Raw genomic sequence first — 17,567 nt, 5'->3', positions numbered from 1 at the left:
GGCCCAGCGGGCCGGCCAGGGGTCCGCGAAGTCCGGTGTGTACTCGGCCGCCTTCGTCTCGCCGTACCCGTCCTCGCCTCGGGTCTGGATCCGGTCGAGCCCGGCCGGGGCTCAGGCGGACCCGGCCGCCGTGGTGAGCGGCCCCACCGGCCGGGCGAGCTCGTTGACCGCGCCGTCGAAGATCCGGGGCAGGGCGAGTGCGGCGGGCACGATGGCGCGGCGCAGCGGGCGCAGCCGGGTGCCCGCGAGCAGGCCCGCGGTGAGCCAGCGGTAGCGGCGGGTCAGCAGCACCCAGTCCCGCTCGTAGCGCTGCGGGTCCCCGGCCAGCAGCGCCGTGACCGCTGCCTGCGCCTGGGCGAAGCCGAGCGCCAGCCCCTCGCCGGTGAGGGCGTCGACATAGCCTGCGGCGTCGCCGACGAGCAGCACCCGCCCGGCGACCCGACGGCGTGCGCCCTGGCGCAGCGGCCCGGCGCCGCGGACCTGGCTGGCCGGCGCGGCGCCCTCGAGGCGGCTGCGCAGCTCGGGGAACGCGTCGAGGTGGGCGTCGTAGGCCGCCTTGGACGCGCCGAGCACGGCGACCGACACGAGGTGGTGCCCGACCGGGGTCACGTAGGCCTCGACCTGCGAGGCCCAGTGCACCTCGACGTACGGCGACCACGGAGCCACGGCGAAGTGGCGACGCAGGCCGAAACGGGCGTGGCGGGCAGCGGGAGCCGCCAGGCCGAGGCGGCGCCGGACGGGGGAGTGCAGGCCGTCGGCGGCGACGAGGTAGCGGGCGCGCACGTCCTCGACGCGCACCTCGTCGGCGTCCTGGCGCAAGGCGCCGACCGCCCGCTGCTCCACGCGTACGCCGGCCTCCTGCACGGCGCGGGTCAGCTCCGCGTGCAGGGCGGTGCGCCGGATCCCGCGGCCGGGACCGTGGCGGAAGTGGGCGGTGGCGGCGCGGCCGTGCGCGGCGTACCGCACCCCGTGCAGGTCGCGACCGGGCGGATCGACGCCGAGCTCGTGCAGGGCGGCCAGGGCGCCCGGCATCAGCCCCTCGCCGCAGGCCTTGTCGATCGTGCCGCGGCGGGGGTCCCAGACCTCGACGTCCCACCCGGCGCGGGCCGCGTGCAGCGCGGTGGCGAGGCCGGCCGGTCCGCCGCCGGCCACCAGCAGGTCGACCGAGCGGCTCACGACGCCGTGGCCATCCGCAGCGCGCGGTCCTCGACCCGGATCCGGATGCTCAGCAGCGCGGCGTTGGCGACGGTGAACACGACCGCGGTGACCCAGGCGCCGTGGATCAGCGGCAGCGCGAGGCCCTCCAGGACGACGACGAGGTAGTTGGGGTGCGGCAGGAACCGGTAGGGCCCGGCCTGGACCAGCGGCAGGTGCGGGACCACGATCACCCGGGTGTTCCACTGCCGCCCGAGCACGGTGATGCACCACCAGCGGACCGCCTGGCAGACCACCACGAGCGCCAGCATCGACCAGCCCAGCACCGGGTAGAAGCTCCGGTCGGCGGCGTGCACCTCGACCAGGCAGCCGACCAGCAGTCCTGCGTGCAGGACCACCATGACCGGGTAGTGCCCGCGTCCGGACTCCACGCCGCCCTGCCCGAGGGCCCAGGCGGCGTTGCGCTGGGAGACCACGACCTCCGCGCCGCGCTCGAGCGCGACCGCGAGGATGATCGCGGTGTAGAGCAGCTCGCTGCTCATCGCGGCATCCGCATCAGCACGAGCTCGGAGCAGAACCCCGGCCCCATCGCCAGCAGCAGGCCGTAGGACCCCGGGCGGGGCGGGCGGTCGCGCAGGGTGTCGGCCAGCACGTGGAGGACGGAGGCCGAGGAGAGGTTGCCGATGTCGCGCAGCGAGTCCCAGGTGACCTGGAGCGCCTCCCGCTCGACCCCCAGCGCCTCCTGGAGCGCCTCCAGCACCTTGGGTCCGCCGGGGTGCGCGACGTACCACTCGATATCGGCGCTGGTGAGGCCGTGGTCGGCGAGGAACCGGGTCGTGTCGTCGCCGACGTAGCGGCGCACGACGTCGGGGACCGCGCCGTCGAGCACGATCTTCAACCCGCCGGAGCCGACGTCCCACCCCATCACCCGCTCGGAGGCGGGGTAGAGCCGGCTGCGGGCGGCCAGCACCTCGGGCTGGACGTGTCCCTCGGAGGCGAGCTCGGCGGCCCGGTCCCGGCCGGCGGCGACCACCGCGGCGGCCCCGTCGCCGAACAGCCCGCTCGCGACCAGGTTGGCCACCGAGGGGTCGTCGCGCTGGAGGGTGAGCGAGCACAGCTCGACGCTCATCAGCACCGCCACCGCGTCGGGGTGCCCGAGCAGGTAGTCGTGCAGGCGCGCGATCCCGGCGGCCCCGGCCACGCACCCCAGGCCAACGAGGGGCATGCGTACGACGTCCTCCCGCATGCCGATCCGCCCCGCCACCCGGGCGTCCAGGGAGGGGACGGCCAGTCCCGTGACGGTCGCGGAGATGAGCAGGTCGACGTCGCTCGGGTGCAGGCCGACCGCCTTGAGCGCGTCCACCACCGCCTGGGCCCCGAGCTCGACGCCGTGGGCGATGAACGCGTCGTTGGCGGCGCCGAAGTCCTCGAGCGCGTGGTACCCGTCCAGCGGGAGCACGGTGTGGCGGGTGGCCACGCCCGCATTGCCGTGGAAGCGCTCCACGACCCGGCGGTCCAGGCCGGCGGGCAGCATCGTGTCGATGAAGGAGGCGGTGATGTCCGCCTGGGGGTGACGGTGCTCGGGGAGGGCACCGCGGACGCTCAGAACGCGCATGGTCGACTCGTCTTCCGGGTGGGGACAGGGGCGGGCGGGGCAGGGCAGGACGGGGTGGAACTGGGCAGGACGGGAGGGGCAGGGGCTGGCGGGCTCATGCGCTGGCTCCGACGAGCAGGACGACGTCGAGCAGGGCGATGGCCATGGCGGCGCGGAACGGCCACCGCCCGGAGCCGGCCAGGGCCACGACACCCAGGCCCGCGACGCCGGCGAGCACCGCGAGCGACCAGGCGGCCGGGGCACCCGCCGGGCCGAGCACGGCCACCGCCGTCGCAGCCGCGAGCAGCACGGTCGCCGTGAGCCGGCAGCGCGTGGCGCCCAGGCGGTGGGGTAGACCCCGCACGCCGGTGCGCGCGTCGTCGTCGAGGTCGGGTACGGCATTGAGCAGGTGTGCGGCGACGCCGAGGACGGCACCGGCGAGCACCGCCCACCAAGCAGCTCGCACGGGGTCGCTCCCCGCCAGGGTGGCCACGGCCGGGAGCAGGCCGAACGCCCCGGCGTACGGCAGCCACGACCAGGCGGTCGCCTTGAGGCCGAGGTTGTAGGAGTGCGCCAGCCCGACGCAGGCCAGGTGCGCCACGGCGGCACGCCAGCCGAGCAGCGCCGACAGCGCCACGCAGGCGACCAGCGACACCCCCAGCGCGGCCCGGGCCATGAGGACGCTGGCCTCGCCGGTGGCCAGCGGCTTGTCGCGGCGCCCGGTCGCCCGGTCGCGGCGCAGGTCCACCAGGTCGTTGCCCCAGCCGATGCCCACCTGGCCGCACAGCACGGCGGCGCAGACGAGGACCACGGTGCCCGCCGGCTTGGCGGCGGCGACCGCGAGCAGGGTCGCGATCATGGTCACGGCCACGACCGGTCCCGGGTGGGTCGCGCGCAGCAGCGGGCGGAGGGCACCCGGTCGCGCGGCCGCGCCGCTGCCGGGCACGTCGGTCAACGCGGGGTGCAGCTTCGCGGCACGCGCACGGTCCATCCTCGCTGCCTCCTCCGGCCAGGTACCCGAGCCGGTGCCCGACCGGCGCGCGATCACACCGGTTCGAAGGGGAGGGGTTTGTTTCCTCGGTTCGGGGTTACCCGCACGCATCGGCAGGTGCCGGTCTACGGTGCCTGCGCACACCAGCTGGAGGAAGCCGCCGTGGTCGCAGAGCAGGCACTTCTACGCTCCACCGTCCGCCCCCGCCGCCCCCTGGGTCGGGAGCTGGTGCGGGTCCTGACCACCACCGACCACAAGCTGATCGGCAAGCTCTACCTGACCACCTCGTTCGTGTGGTTCCTGGTGGGCGGCCTGATGGCGCTGCTGATCCGCTCGGAGCTGACCTACCCCGGCCAGCAGGTGGTGAACGACGAGCTCTACAACCAGCTGTTCACCATGCACGGCACGATCATGCTGCTGCTGTTCGCTACGCCGCTGTTCTTCGGCTTCGCGAACGTCCTGATGCCGATCCAGATCGGCGCTCCCGACGTGGCGTTCCCGCGGCTGAACATGCTGAGCTACTGGCTCTACCTCTTCGGCGGGCTGATCGCCGCCTCCGGCTTCCTCACCCCCGAGGGCGCGGCCTCCTTCGGCTGGACCGCCTACACGCCGCTCTCGGACGACGTGCGGACCCCCGGCGTCGGTGGCGACCTGTGGATCATGGGGCTCTACATCGCCGGTCTCGGCACGATCCTGGGCGCGGTCAACTTCATCACGACCATCATCTGCATGCGCGCGCCGGGGATGACGATGTTCCGGATGCCGATCTTCACCTGGAACACGCTGGTCACCAGCCTGCTGGTGCTGCTCGCCTTCCCGATCCTGGGTGGTGCGCTGCTGATGCTCGAGGCCGACCGGCTGCTCGACGCCCAGATCTACGACCCCAGCAACGGGGGACCGTTGCTGTGGCAGCACTTGTTCTGGTTCTTCGGCCATCCCGAGGTCTACATCATCGCGCTGCCGTTCTTCGGCATCGTCTCCGAGATCATCCCGATCTTCAGCCGCAAGCCGATCTTCGGGTACGTCGGCCTGGTGGGGGCCACGATCGCGATCGCGCTGTACTCGGTGGCGGTGTGGGCGCACCACATGTTCGTGACCGGTGCGGTGAACCTGCCGTTCTTCTCCGGCATGACGTTCGTGATCGCGGTGCCGACCGGGGTGAAGTTCTTCAACTGGATCGCCACCATGTGGGGCGGGTCGTTGTCCTTCGAGACCCCGATGCTGTGGACGATCGGCTTCCTGGTGACGTTCCTGTTCGGCGGTCTGACCGGGGTCATCCTGGCCAGCCCGCCGCTGGACTTCCACGTCTCGGACTCCTACTTCGTGGTCGCACACTTCCACTACGTCGTGTTCGGCACCGTGGTGTTCGCGATGTTCGCCGGGTTCTATCTGTGGTGGCCCAAGCTCACCGGCCGGATGCTCGACGAGCGCCTGGGCAAGGTGCACTTCTGGCTGCTCTTCGTCGGCTTCCACATGACGTTCCTCGTGCAGCACTGGCTCGGCGTCGAGGGCATGCCACGCCGCTACGCCGACTACCTGCCCGAGGACGGCTTCACCGCCCTCAACCAGGTCTCGACGGTGGGTGCGTTCCTGCTGAGCCTCTCGACGTTGCCGTTCCTCTACAACGTCTACATCACCAGCCGGAACCCGCAGGTCCGCTCCGACGACCCCTGGGGCTGGGGGCGCTCGCTGGAGTGGGCGACCAGCTCCCCGCCGCCGCGGCACAACTTCGAGCAGCTGCCGCGGATCCGCTCGGAGTCCCCGGCGTTCGACCTGCACCACCCGGAGACCGCGCTCACCGAACTGCGGGAGAACCCGCGGGAGGGCGACCCCGAGGAAGGGGCGATGGTGGACGCGCCCGACCAGGCCGGGCGCGCCGACTACCTCCGCGAGGAGCTCGGTGAGATCCCGCCCGGCGCGGTGCGGGACGCGACACTGAAGCGGCAGCACGACGGCGAGGACTCCGGGCGCACCCAGACCAAGCGGTTCCTCACCGCGATGTTCGTCCTGGGTGGTGTCGTCGTCGCGCTGATCGGGATGCTCATCGTCGGGATCCTGCTGCTGCGATGACGACCCGTCATCACCCTCGCCACACATGCTGATCCTGCTCGTCCTGGTCGGCCGGCACGCGCGGCACGCCCGGGGTCCGGTGGTTCCCACCCGTCCGGGGGAGTGACCGCGCGTCCCGTACGGGGCACGTGGGGTTCGGGGCCACGCCGACCCAGCCGCAAGACCGAGCGGGGCGTGCCCATGAACGCCGAGCGAAGGAGTACGGATGCGCGCCATGGTCTACCGGGGGCCCTACCGGGTCCGGGTCGAGGAGAAGGACCGGCCTCGGATCGAGCACCCCGGCGACGCGATCATCAAGGTCACGCTCGCGGCGATCTGCGGCTCCGACCTGCACCTGTACCACGGCATGATGCCGGACACCCGGGTCGGCCACACCTTCGGTCACGAGTTCATCGGGGTCGTGGACGAGGTCGGGCCGGACGTGCGCAACCTGGCCGTCGGCGACCGGGTGATGGTGCCGTTCAACATCTACTGCGGGTCCTGCTTCTTCTGTGCGCGTGGGCTCTACTCCAACTGCCACAACGTCAACGCCAACGCCACCGCGGTCGGCGGGATCTACGGCTACTCCCACACCTGCGGCGGCTACGACGGCGGCCAGGCGGAGTACGTCCGGGTGCCGTTCGCCGACGTCGGACCGGCGCCGATCCCGGACTGGATGTCGGATGAGGACGCCTTGATGTGCACCGACGCGCTGGCCACCGGTTACTTCGGCGCCCAGCTCGGCGCCATCCGCGAGGGCGACACCGTGGTCGTGTTCGGCGCCGGCCCGGTGGGCCTGTACGCCGCGCAGTCGGCCTGGCTGATGGGGGCCGGGCGGGTCCTCGTCGTCGACCACCTCGACTACCGCCTCGAGAAGGCCCGCACCTTCGCCCACGCCGAGACCATCAACTTCGCCGAGCATCGTGACGTCGTGGTGCACCTCAAGCGGATCACCGGGTTCCTGGGCGCGGACGTCGCCATCGATGCGGTCGGCGCCGAGGCCGACGGCAACCTGCTGATGCACGTCACCTCGGCCAAGCTCAAGCTTCAGGGCGGCTCGCCGGTGGCGCTGAACTGGGCCATCGACGGCGTCCGCAAGGGCGGCACGGTCTCGGTGATGGGCGCCTACGGCCCGCTCTTCAGCGCGGTGAAGTTCGGCGACGCGCTCAACAAGGGGCTCACCCTGCGGATGAACCAGTGCCCGGTCAAGCGGCAGTGGCCCCGGCTCTTCGAGCACATCCGCAACGGCCACCTGCGCCCCAGCGAGCTCGTCACCCACCGCTTCCCCCTCGAGCACATCGCCGAGGGCTACCACACGTTCTCCGCCAAGCTCGACGGGATCATCAAGCCCGTCGTGGTGCCGGCGACCTGAGAGAGGCTCTCCATGTCCCAACAGACCGACGACGGCTCGGAGCAGACCGTGGCCGAGCTGATGACGCAGTACACCTACGCCCGGCACAGGCCGCCGCTCGCGGAGTCCGCCGAGGTGCTGCGGGCGCGCATCCCGGGCTGGGGCGCCGACCTCGACCCGGCGGACCGACCCTCGGTGCCGCAGGAGGTCTACGACCCGGCCGCGACCGGGGCCCACTGGACCTTCCCCGAGCGCCAGCCCGGGGGAGAGGGCCGTGAGCGGTCCATCGAGCACGCGTTCCTGACACCGGTCTTCGGCACCGCGCAGCCGCTGCGGGGAGCATCCGGCCTCCTGCGGCGCGTCGCCTACCGCCGCTTCAGCGAGGCCCGGGCGGCGCACTGGCTGGTGCTGATGGCCGCCGACCGCGTCGACGTGGCCGAGGGGTTCGCCTCCTCCCTGCTGCGCGCCCGCCCCGACAACCTCATCGCCGAGACCGGGGTGCCCTCCGAGCGGCGCCGCCACGGCCTGGCCTCGCGGCTGGGCCGCGGACGCGCCGACGTCGGCCACCATGCGCTCGACCCGGTCGTGGTGGCCGGGCCGTGGGTGCTCGCCGGGGCCGCCGGCTACCGCTTCGCCCGCCGGGTCCGGAGGGCGCGCCGATGAGGATCGCGACCGCGTTCGAGGGCACGCCCGCCTCGGCGCAGACCGAGCCGGAGCCGTCGCAGAGCCCGCACGAGCCGCAGCGCCAGGCCGGGTACGCCGCCGCGATGACGACGTACGCCGGCGCGGCGACGCTCGCCGCGCTGGTGGCGCGGCGTACCGGACGGTTGCCGGACCACTACGCCGTCGGCGACCTGGTGCTCGGCGCGCTCGCCACCCACAAGTTCGCCCGGATCATCGCCAAGGAGGGGGTGGCCACGCCGCTGCGCGCGCCGTTCACCGTCTTCGAGGGCGAGGCCGGCGCCGCCGAGGTCGACGAGCGCCCCCGCGAGGGGCACCGGCACACGATCGGCGAACTGCTGCTGTGCCCGTTCTGCCTCGGGCCCTGGATCGGCGGCGCCTACGTCGCCGGCCTCGCGCTCGCGCCGCGCGCCGCGCGGGCCTGGGCGGCGACGTTCTCGATCGTCGGGGCCTCGGACTTCCTCCAGCACGCCTACGCGCGCCTGCGCGACGACTGACACCGACGGACCGACGAGGGAGAGAAGACATGGGTGAGGAGCGGCTGGTCGCCGATCTGGTGGTCGAGCGGCTGCTGGCATGGGGGGTGCACCGGGTCTTCGGCTACTCCGGCGACGGCATCAACGGGCTGATGGGCGCCCTGCGCCGCGCCGGCGGCGATCCTTCGTTCGTGCAGGCGCGGCACGAGGAGAACGCCGCGCTGATGGCGGTGGGCCACGCGAAGTACACCGGCGAGGTCGGGGTCGTGGTGAGCACCCAGGGCCCGGGCGCGGTGCACCTGCTCAACGGGCTTTACGACGCCAAGCTCGACCACCATCCGCTCGTCGCGATCGTCGGCCAGCAGCCGACCACCGCGCTCGGGGCGGAGTACCAGCAGGAGATCGACCTCACCGGGCTCTTCAAGGACGTCGCGGCTCAGTACGTGCAGGCGGTGCTGGCGCCCGAGCAGGCCGCGATGGTCCTCGACCGGGCGTTCCGCACGGCGCTGGCGACCCGGTCGCCGTGCGTCGTGGTGCTCCCGCACGATGTGCAGGTGGCGCCCGCTCCGGTGGTGCCGCCGCACGAGCACGGCGTGGTGCCGACCGCTCCCCAGTGGCGCCCGCCGCGGGTGCTGCCCACCGACGACGACCTCGCCGAGGCCGCGGCGGTGCTCAACGCGGGGGAGCGGGTGGCGCTGCTGGTCGGCCAGGGGGCGCGCGACGCAGGTGACCTGGTCGCGGAGGTCGCCGAGCGGCTCGGCGCCGGGGTGAGCACCAGCCTGCTGGGCAAGCCGCACTGGGATGAGTCCCTGCCGTACAGCTGCGGGGTGATGGGCCACCTCGGCACCACCGCCTCGGGGTGGCTCTACGACCAGTGCGACACGCTGCTGATCGTCGGCAGCAACGACCCGTGGACCGAGTTCTACCCCGCGCCCGGACAGGCGCGCGCCGTGCAGATCGACATCGACGGACGCCACCTCGGCAACCGCTACCCGGTCGAGGTCGGGCTGGTGGGCGACACCGCGGAGACGCTGCGTGCGCTGCTGCCGCTGCTCGAGGAGCGGCGCGACACGACGTGGCGCCGCCAGGTCGAGGCCGAGGTCGAGCGCTGGCACACGCTGGCGCAGGAGCGGGCCGAGCAGGCCGCGGACCCGCTCAGCCCGGAGCTCGTCGTACGCACGCTGTCCTCCCACCTGCCCGGTGACGCGCTGGTCAGCGTGGACGTCGGCTCGGTGGTCTACTGGTACGCCCGACACCTGCGGCTCCCGCCCGGCGTGCCCGCGCACCTGTCCTCGACGCTGGCCTCGATGGGATCCGGGCTGCCCTACGGGCTGGCGGCCAAGCTCGCCGCCCCGGACCGGCCGCTGGTCGCACTGGTCGGCGACGGCGCGATGCAGATGAACGGCATCGCCGAGCTCGTCACCGTCGCGCACCGGTGGCGCGACTGGGCGGACCCGCGGTTCGTCGTGCTGGTCCTGCACAACGGCGACCTCGCCGAGGTCACCTGGGAGCAGCGCGAGACCGAGGGCGACCCGCGCTACGACGCCAGCCAGACGCTCCCCGCCTTCCCCTATGCGCGGTACGCCGAGCTACTCGGACTGACCGGCATCCTGCTCGACCGGCCCGAGGACGTGGACGCCGCGTGGGAGCGGGCGCTCGCCGCGGACCGCCCGGTGGTCATCGAGGCGCTCGTCGACCGCGATGTACCGCTGCTGCCGCCGTTCCCCGGTGGTCGGGAGAAGCTCGACAGCTTCCGCCGCGGGCTGGACCAGGAGGAGGACAGCGGGCACGCCCGGGCGCTGCTCGAGGAGCAGGCCGCCCAGGAGGAGCGCTGAGGGCGGAGCCTCGATCCACCTGAACGGGTGAGGATCGCCAGCCGGCCGAGCCGCACGGTGGAAGAGCACCTCTCGTCGGCCCACCGGTCGCCGAGCCCGCTCAAGCGAGGAGCCCAGCGATGGCCCAGCCCACCTTGACCGTGTGGAAGTTCGATGACCCCCGAGGCGCCGACGAGGCCGCCGCCACGCTCGCCGAGCTCGCACGGGCGAACGTCGTGAACGTCCTCGACTCCGCCACCGTGTCGTGGGAGGAGGGGAAGAAGCGGCCCAAGACCCACCAGAGCAACGACATGACCGGCATCGGGGCGCTCGGTGGGGCCTTCTGGGGGATGTTGTTCGGGCTGATCTTCTTCGTCCCGCTGCTCGGCGCGGCGGTGGGTGCGGCCACCGGGGCGCTCGCCGGTTCGCTGACCGACGTGGGGATCGACGACGACTTCATCGCCCAGGTGCGCGACCAGGTCACACCTGGCACCTCCGCGTTGTTCGTCATGACCTCCGACGCCGTCGTGGACAAGGTGCACGAGGCCTTCGCCGGGCACAAGCCGGCACAGCTGCTGTTCACCAACCTCTCCTCGGATCAGGAGGCCGCGCTGCGCAAGGTCTTCACCGAGGAGTGACGGTTCGGCGGTCGGCCCCCGGCGGGCCGGCCGCCCGGCCGAACAGCTGGCCGGGGGGTCACCGGTGCGTCGAGGGCCCCTGGGGTGACGCCATGAGCGACGACCGTGGGCTGTTGCGGGGGACTTGGCGTGCGCGCGCTCTGTGCTGCTCGACCCTGCGCTGTTCACCGCACAGGAGCTCGGTCTGCTCGCAGGTCTGGAGGCGGTCGGGCACGCCACGAGCCCGGTGCTCGACGAGCAGGCCTGGGACCGCTTGGAACACGCGGTCGCCAGGTGGTGCCGCGCCCACCCCGAGCCCCTCGCGCGCCCGCTCGACCCGGACCTCCGACGCTAGCGGGGCGTGGGTCGGCCTACGTGCCGGGCGAAGCGGAGGTCGCCGTTCGGCATCCCTGCGGCGATTCTGTGGAAGCCGATGCCACCAGGACGGAGCTCCGCCGGACCAGGCGATGCGAGACGTCGTGAGCCCGCTCCCGGACGCGCGCCCGCGGGCTCGGGGCCTCGAGGACGAGGCGTCGTCGCGGATGCAGCGACCAGGTGTGCGCTACCCCTTGACGCGCACCGACTTCGCCGACGCCCGCGTGACCGCGACGTACCCCGCCTTCCTGCCCGTCACGCGCACCGTGATCCTCGTGCCGCGGTCCGCCGGACGCAGCCGGTAGTTCCGGGCGGTGGCGGCGAGGGGCTTGCCGTTGCGCAGCCAGCGATAGGTGAACCGCACCGTGCCGGGGCCCCAGGCGCCGGGCTTGGCCTGGAGCCGCTGGCCGACCTTGACCCGTCCGGTGATCTTCGGCCTGGCGCTCGTGAGGGTTCCTGCGGCGACGGACGCCGTCGGTGCTGAGACGAGCACGGTCGTGGTGTAGCCGGCGAGCGTGCCGCTGACGCGCACACGCAGGCGCCTCCCGCGGTCGGCGGCGGTGACGACGTGGCTGGCGCGGGTGGCGCCGACGATGGGCTGGTTGCCGCGCAGCCACTGGTAGCCCAGCGAGGCGCCGGCGCTCCAGGACCCCGCGTCCGCGGTGAGCCGTACGCCGACCTGGGCGCGGCCGGTGACCAGCGGCGTGGAGCCAGCGACCGCCGGGTCCGGCTTCGGCTCGGGGTCGGGCTCGGGCTGGCCGAACTGCGGGGCGGGGCGGGGGACGTTGACCCAGTCGTCGCCGACGAGCCGGGCGCCGAGGGCCTTGTTGAGGTTCGGGCCGTCGCTGACGATGTCGTGGTAGGCGGTGTCCCACGGCCCGCCGACGGTGGCGCCCGAGAAGAACCACCAGCCGTCGGGGTCGAACTCCTCCACCCCGTCGATGGCGGTGACGTACCCGCCGCGGTCCGCCTCGACGCCGAGGCCGACGGCCCGCAGGGCGGCCACGCGGGTGCCCCGGCCGTCCGCCTGGATCTCGCCGCCGACGAGACAGCGCACGAGCCAGCCCTCGGTGGGGACCGTGGCGGCGGTGGAGGCGCCGAAGTCGACGACGACGCTCAGGCCCTCGTCCTCGACGCACCATCCGGTGCGCCAGTCGGCGGCGTGGGCGGGGGCCGCCCCGGTGGTCAGTGCGGTGATCAGGAGAGTGCCGGCACTCGCCAGCACCGCGCCTCGGGTCTTCATGGTTTCTCCGGTCCCGGCGCAGGGGGAGCCGACGGCGATGCCGGCGACCTGCTGCAGTCCTCGACAGCGTGGATTGGTCACGGTGACGCGGAAGGTGCTCCGACTTCAGGACCGGGTCTCACCGGGGCCTGTCACGGTTGCGGGTCAGCGCCGGATTCGCACCGGCTTCCCCTTCGACGTACCGGGACCGGACGTTAGCGCACGCCTGCCGGCGCCCCGGAAATCGCCATCGCGTGGGCTGCGTCACCGCGGACCGGCGGGGTGGGGGTGCTGTCGTGGGCCCTCGGACGGGTGTGCCACGATCCGCTCGTCACTGAGTTGAACGTGGCCCTGAGCGAGGAAGCCGGTGTGAATCCGGCGCTGTTGCGCAACCGTGAGCTGGCGAGACCAGCAAGTCGGGAACTCCTGGGCCATGACCGTCACCCGTCGTCGCACAAGCGCGGGCACGGAGGTCGATCGGGCCACCCTGCCTTGCCGTACCCAGGAAGGGCCCGATGCCTCGCCGTCCCGCCTGCCCGGCGTCCTCCGGGCGTATGCCGACGCACCGCCGTCCGCTCGGCGCGCCGCTCGGCGCGCCGCTCGCGAGCCTGCTGCTCGCCGCGGTCGCCGTCACCTCGGTCACGGCCACCGTCGGGGTGGCCCAGGCCGGGGAGCCCACCCAGCACCGGCTGTGCGACGGGTTCGCCGAGCCGTGCCGGATCACCACCCAGAGCACCCTGGCGGCGTACGACCAGATCCTCGCCACCGACGTGGTCGGCAATCCCGGCGTCGACGTGGCGCTGCAGTTCTATGCGATCGAGTTCAACTCCGACGGCGCCATCACGGGCCTGGTCCCCAGCGGCGCGCAGCTGGGCGGGAGGACCCGGGAGTCGCGCCCCGGGTACGGCCGCCTCGACCACGTGAAGCTGGTGCCGCGCACCACCTCGGACGTGCCCGGTGGCTGGGGCTTCGTCGGTCTCGCCGACGACACCTCGATCGACCTGCGCTCCCGCCTGGGGCAGGTGGTGCAGTTCGGCGGACGCACCCCCAAGCTGCTCGGGGACGGGTACGCCGAGCACAAGCCGGCTGGCGTCGAGCTCGACCTGCACGTCGTCGGCCACGTCATGGGGGTCGGCTACTGGGTCGAGTACCTCGACGACGCGGGCGAGTGGGTGGCGGTCCCCGGGCACGGGTTCGACCGGGCCACCCGGCTGAGCAACACCTCCGGGGAGATCGCGCACCTGCACTACACGGTGCCCGCCACCCTGACCCCCGGCCGGCGCTACCAGTTCCGGATCAACCACCACCTCAACTTCGGCGGCGGCCAGGACCGCCCGATCAGCGACCCGGCCTACGCGCAGTGGACGGTGGTCCCCTCCGAGCATGGCGAGGCGGAGGACCGCGGCGCCCAGTTCGACCCCGGCCTCGCGCCCGGCGTGCCCGACGCACCCGCGGCACCCGGTGGCTCCGGTGGCCCCGGTGGCCCCGAGGCGCCGGCCACGCCGTCCACCTCTCAGCCCGCAGGCCCCGCCGGGCCGGCGTCGCCCGCGCCGAGCACCGCTCCGGTGCCCCCGGTCGCGCCGGGCACCCCGACGCCCGCGGCACCCGCCGCCAGCCCGACTGGCCAGCCGACTGCGCCACAGTCCGCCCAGCCCGGCGCCCAAGGGTCCGCCGGGCCCGGCGCCCAGGCGTCCGCCCGTCCCAGCGCTCCGCCGTCTGCGGGTGCCTCCGGCCCGGCCGACGTGGTGTGGGGCGAGGAGGCGATCGGGGAGCCGAGCGCCGCCACCGGCGCCGCCAGCCAGGGCGTGTCCGGCGCCATGGCCCTGCTCGGCGCGCTGCTCCTGCTCGCCCCGCTCGGTTGGTGGTGGGCGCAGCGGCGGCGCACCACCCGGCTCGCCGAGGGAGAGACCCTGTGAGCCCGACCGGACGACAGCTGCTGGCGACCACCGCCGCGGCACTCGCCTTCGCGACCCTGGGTACGCCGCCGGCCCACGCCGCCGCGAGCTCTGAGACCCGTGCCCTCTGCGCCTCCTCGTCGGTGCCCTGCTCGGTCCAGGCACCGGTGTCGTGGATCGAGGGCGCCACCCACGAGGTGGCCGTGACCGGCAACCCACGGGTCCGGGTGCGGGTCCAGGCCCAGCGCGTCACCCTGGACGCCGCCACCGGCCGCGCCCGGCTGCGCCCGCTCGGCCCGACCGTGGAGATCCGCACCGACGACCACGGGTTCGGCGCCGCCGACCTCACGCTCCCGCTGCTCGCGGACGGCCGGGCCGGTGGGCCGGTCCTGCTCACCCTGGCCGACACCACCCAGAGCGACCTCGCCCAGGTGCTCGGCACCTGGACCCAGCTGGCCGCCCGCACCCCGATCGTCCGCGGCGACGGGTTCGCGCGGCGCAAGCCGGTCGGACAGGAGCTGACCCTGCTGCTGGAGGCGACGGTGCCCGGGACCACCTTCGACGTCGAGCACGCCGACGGCAGCGCCTGGCACTCGACCGGCACGACCACGACGCAGCCGTGCGGCACCGGGGTGCCGTGTCGCGTCGGGTACGAGGTGCCGCGCGGACTCACGCCCACCACGCACCGCTTCCGTCTGGTCAACCTGCGCACCGGCACGCCCGTGGCCCACTGGCGCGTCGTCCCCGCCGCGACCGGGACGCCCGAGGCTCCCGCGCCCGTCGAGGCCTTCCCACCGGTCGGCTCCCGGGTGCGGGGCGCGCTCACCCACGGCGCAGGCGCCAGCGGCACCCCCGCGCCGCGACCCCGGTCGCGCAACCTCGACGTTCCCGACGCGGCGGCCGACGTCGTCGGCGCGGGTGGCCCGGTCGGGCACCGGGTCGACACCGTCCGCGACGCGTCGGCGCTGCTCGGCGTCGCCGCCCTGGTCGCGACCCTCGGCGTACTGCGTCGGAGGCGGGCATGAGGTTCCCGACCACCGCGGTCGCCTGGCTGTGCTGGGCGGTCGCGACCTACCTCGCTTTGCAGTCGTACGCCGGCTGGTGGGTGCCGGCGTCGCTGCTGGGCTCCGTGGCCGCCGCCTGGTGGCTGGTCGGGGCGGAACGCCGGGGCACCGGTGCCCTCGTCGTCGGCGCCTGCCTGGTGCTGGTGGCGCTGTGGTTCGTCCTCGGCGTGCTCCTGGACCGCGGCGTCCCCGGAGGGGACGTGCTCTGGGTGCTGCCGAGCTGGACTCCCGAGACCGGGGGCTCCTTCGGGGGTGCGGTCACGACCGGCCGGCTCGTTGCGGCGCTGCGTGAGGCCCTGATCGGCGCCGCCCTGCTCGCCGTGCTTGGCCTGCTGCAGCGCGCGGTGCCCGCGGCGGAGTGGCAGCGGCTCCTGGACCTGGTGGCCGGTCGCGGCGCCGCGGTGCTGGCCCCGGTGGTCTTCTTGGGGGAGGCCTGCGCGGCCCGGCGTGCGGACCGGATCGCGCTGCGCGCCCACGGGCTCGACCTCCCTGCCGCCGGCGTCGCGGACCTGTGCGACCGGGCCCGCGACGCCGCCCGGGCGTGGACCAGCACCTCCGGCACCCGGGTGGAGCCGGCCTGGCACGCCGGAGTCCGGGTGGTCGGCGCGGCCCTGCTGGCCTGCGCAGTGCTCGCCGCGGCCGTCGTCCCCGGCGACCGGACCGGCGCCGAGCTCGGCGCCCTCGCCCTGATCGTCGCGCTCCTCGGCGGTGCCGTGCTGGCGCGCACCGGCCTGCCGCGCCTGTCCGGCCCGGCGCTCGCCCCCGCTGTGGCAGCGCTCGCGCTGCTCCTCGCCGTGTACGCCGTACCCGGCCGCGACCCCGTCGTGGTCGCTGCGGCGGTCCTCGTCCTGCCCGTCGTGGCGCTGCCGACCCGGAGGTCCGCATGAGCGTGCAGGTCGGCGGTCTCTCGGTGTGGCTGCCCGGGCGAGGTCTCGCGGTGTCCGAGGTGAGCCTCGAGGTCGAGGGCCTCACGCTCCTGACCGGGGTGAGCGGCTGCGGCACGACGACCGTCCTGCGCGCGATCGCCGGTCGCCTGCCGGCGGGCGCACTGGTCCGCGGCGACCTCCCCGGTCGCCGGGAGCCGGGCGCGCTCGTCGAGGCGCTGCCCGGCACCGAGCTGCCGGACCGCGCGGTGCACGAGCTGCTCGGGTCCCGTCCCGACCAGGAGCTGGTCGCCGAGCTCGGCCTCGAGGACCTGCTGGAGACGCCGGCGCGCTCGCTCGACGCCTCGCGCCGTGCGGCGCTCGGCGTCGCCTGGGTCACCGGCCACCCGCGGGCCGAGGTCGCGCTCGTGGACCAGCCGCTGAGCCGGCTGCACGCCACCCACCGCGCGGCCGTGTCAGCGGCGTTGCGGCGCCTCGCCGACCGGGGCACCCACGTGCTGTGGGCCGAGCACGTGCTCGAGGACGCCGTCGCCCTGGCCGACCGCGTCGTCGAGCTGGTCCCCGGCGGCGCGATCGCCAGCGCGGCGCAGAGCTGGATGCCGCGCACGCTGCCGGCCCCACCGCAGCTGGCGCTGGCACGGGCGCTGGGCCTGCCGCGGGAGGAGTGGGCCGACCTGGCCCGGCTGGGCACTCGGCGCGAGGTGGCCTCGGCCAGCCCGCGTACGACGGCCCGCCGGAGCCCGGTCGGCGAGCTGCTCGTCGCGGCACCCACCGACCGGACCGGGCTCCCGCACGAGGTCCGGGTGCACCATCTCGAGACCCTGGGCGTGGTGGCCGAGGCGGGCCAGGAGCCGCGTGCCCTGGACGTGGCCCGGCGCCTCGCCGCCCTCGCCGGCCACGGCACCCGCCTGCCGCGCCCGCTCGTGCTGCCTCGCGGCGTACCGGTGGGCCGGATAGCCCGCCTGTGGGCGAAGCGGCACGCGACCACCGCCGAGGAGGTCCTCGCGCTCGCGGGCCGGCTGGTGTCCCTGGACCCCGCGCGCACGACCACGCAGCACTCCGACGGAGAGCGTGCCGCGTTGCGCTGGGCGCTGTCCACCCTGGCCAGCGGCCCGACCCTGCTCGTGAACCCCGACGCCGGGCTGGACGCCGGAGCGCGCCGCCGGCTGGCGGGCCTGCTCGCCGACGAGCCGCGCGGCACCTCCGTGCTGCTCAGCCGGGACCCCGAGCTGCTGGTCCGCGCCTGCCACCGGCTCCTGGTGCTCGGCCCCGACGGGCAGGTCGCCGACGGGACCCCGGTCGTGGTCGCCGACCGGCTGCCCGTGGCGCCGGTGCTGCGGCGCGCCGGAGCCCGTGCGCTGCGGGTGCGCGACGTGCTGGGAGCCCCGCAATGAGGCCC

Annotated in this window: 16 protein-coding genes and 2 riboswitches; of the genes, 11 read left to right on the top strand and 5 right to left on the bottom strand. The window is 74.4% G+C overall.

Translation table 11 applies throughout. The annotated features are described in order from the left end of the window. Nucleotides 1-111: 111 nt before the first annotated feature. The 4 genes from HBO46_RS11630 to HBO46_RS11615 form a co-directional block, all read right to left on the bottom strand. A complete protein-coding gene (locus HBO46_RS11630; protein WP_166139369.1) occupies nt 112-1,176 on the bottom strand; it encodes an NAD(P)/FAD-dependent oxidoreductase in 1,065 nt (354 codons plus the stop codon). After that, nucleotides 1,173-1,697: an isoprenylcysteine carboxyl methyltransferase family protein gene (locus tag HBO46_RS11625; protein ID WP_166139371.1), complete on the bottom strand. Its 525-nt coding sequence runs from the start codon at nt 1,695-1,697 to the stop codon at nt 1,173-1,175. The genes HBO46_RS11630 and HBO46_RS11625 overlap by 4 nt, the downstream gene beginning before the upstream one ends. Then, nucleotides 1,694-2,770, bottom strand: a complete 1,077-nt coding sequence (locus HBO46_RS11620) for a type III polyketide synthase (protein ID WP_166139373.1) — start codon at nt 2,768-2,770, stop codon at nt 1,694-1,696. The genes HBO46_RS11625 and HBO46_RS11620 overlap by 4 nt, the downstream gene beginning before the upstream one ends. Before the next feature lie 94 nt (nt 2,771-2,864). Then, nucleotides 2,865-3,740: a UbiA family prenyltransferase gene (locus HBO46_RS11615; protein WP_166139375.1), complete on the bottom strand. Its 876-nt coding sequence runs from the start codon at nt 3,738-3,740 to the stop codon at nt 2,865-2,867. 228 nt (nt 3,741-3,968) lie between these two features. On the opposite strand from HBO46_RS11615, the gene ctaD reads away from it, so the two are divergent. The 7 genes from ctaD to HBO46_RS11580 all read left to right on the top strand — a co-directional run bounded on the left by ctaD (nt 3,969) and on the right by HBO46_RS11580 (nt 11,083). Next, nucleotides 3,969-5,810, top strand: coding sequence for an aa3-type cytochrome oxidase subunit I (ctaD, locus tag HBO46_RS11610; RefSeq protein WP_317983877.1), 1,842 nt, complete (start codon nt 3,969-3,971; stop codon nt 5,808-5,810). A gap of 205 nt (nt 5,811-6,015) precedes the next feature. After that, nucleotides 6,016-7,161, top strand: coding sequence for a zinc-dependent alcohol dehydrogenase (locus HBO46_RS11605; protein ID WP_166139378.1), 1,146 nt, complete (start codon nt 6,016-6,018; stop codon nt 7,159-7,161). Nucleotides 7,162-7,173: 12 nt separating this feature from the next. Next, entirely contained in the window at nt 7,174-7,803 is a 630-nt protein-coding gene (locus tag HBO46_RS11600; RefSeq protein WP_224769008.1) for a hypothetical protein, read from the top strand. Continuing rightward, nucleotides 7,800-8,318: a DUF1360 domain-containing protein gene (locus HBO46_RS11595; RefSeq protein WP_166139380.1), complete on the top strand. Its 519-nt coding sequence runs from the start codon at nt 7,800-7,802 to the stop codon at nt 8,316-8,318. Before HBO46_RS11600 ends, HBO46_RS11595 begins: the two co-directional genes overlap by 4 nt. A gap of 29 nt (nt 8,319-8,347) precedes the next feature. Then, complete coding sequence (locus HBO46_RS11590) at nt 8,348-10,132, top strand: thiamine pyrophosphate-requiring protein (protein ID WP_166139382.1); 1,785 nt, start codon at nt 8,348-8,350, stop codon at nt 10,130-10,132. A 119-nt stretch (nt 10,133-10,251) separates the two neighbouring features. Beyond that, a complete protein-coding gene (locus tag HBO46_RS11585; protein WP_166139383.1) occupies nt 10,252-10,749 on the top strand; it encodes a DUF1269 domain-containing protein in 498 nt (165 codons plus the stop codon). 142 nt (nt 10,750-10,891) lie between these two features. Further along, complete coding sequence (locus HBO46_RS11580; protein WP_166139385.1) at nt 10,892-11,083, top strand: hypothetical protein; 192 nt, start codon at nt 10,892-10,894, stop codon at nt 11,081-11,083. Nucleotides 11,084-11,290: 207 nt separating this feature from the next. Here HBO46_RS11580 and HBO46_RS11575 read toward each other — a convergent pair whose 3' ends face one another. Next, nucleotides 11,291-12,346: a hypothetical protein gene (locus tag HBO46_RS11575; RefSeq protein WP_166139387.1), complete on the bottom strand. Its 1,056-nt coding sequence runs from the start codon at nt 12,344-12,346 to the stop codon at nt 11,291-11,293. A 91-nt stretch (nt 12,347-12,437) separates the two neighbouring features. Beyond that, nucleotides 12,438-12,570, bottom strand: a riboswitch (cobalamin riboswitch). A gap of 88 nt (nt 12,571-12,658) precedes the next feature. Beyond that, a riboswitch (cobalamin riboswitch) is annotated at nt 12,659-12,771 on the top strand. 69 nt (nt 12,772-12,840) lie between these two features. Here HBO46_RS11575 and HBO46_RS11570 point away from each other — a divergent pair. Genes HBO46_RS11570 through HBO46_RS11555 form a run of 4 tightly spaced genes read left to right on the top strand, consistent with a single transcriptional unit; the run spans nt 12,841 to nt 17,562 of the window. Next, nucleotides 12,841-14,241: a hypothetical protein gene (locus HBO46_RS11570; protein WP_166139388.1), complete on the top strand. Its 1,401-nt coding sequence runs from the start codon at nt 12,841-12,843 to the stop codon at nt 14,239-14,241. Further along, nucleotides 14,238-15,245 (top strand): hypothetical protein, encoded by a 1,008-nt coding sequence (locus tag HBO46_RS11565; RefSeq protein ID WP_166139390.1) that lies wholly within the window; start codon nt 14,238-14,240, stop codon nt 15,243-15,245. The genes HBO46_RS11570 and HBO46_RS11565 overlap by 4 nt, the downstream gene beginning before the upstream one ends. Next, the gene (locus HBO46_RS11560) at nt 15,242-16,171 is read left to right on the top strand and encodes a hypothetical protein (RefSeq protein WP_166139391.1); all 930 of its coding nucleotides are present in this window, start codon (nt 15,242-15,244) and stop codon (nt 16,169-16,171) included. The genes HBO46_RS11565 and HBO46_RS11560 overlap by 4 nt, the downstream gene beginning before the upstream one ends. Further along, nucleotides 16,168-17,562 carry a hypothetical protein gene (locus tag HBO46_RS11555; protein WP_166139393.1) on the top strand — a complete coding sequence of 465 codons (1,395 nt, stop codon included), beginning with the start codon at nt 16,168-16,170 and terminating at the stop codon, nt 17,560-17,562. The genes HBO46_RS11560 and HBO46_RS11555 overlap by 4 nt, the downstream gene beginning before the upstream one ends. Nucleotides 17,563-17,567: the final 5 nt, after the last annotated feature.

This window comes from Nocardioides ochotonae (genome assembly GCF_011420305.2).
GTDB classification, from domain to species: domain Bacteria; phylum Actinomycetota; class Actinomycetes; order Propionibacteriales; family Nocardioidaceae; genus Nocardioides; species Nocardioides ochotonae.
This window is presented reverse-complemented; position numbering and strand designations above follow the sequence as displayed.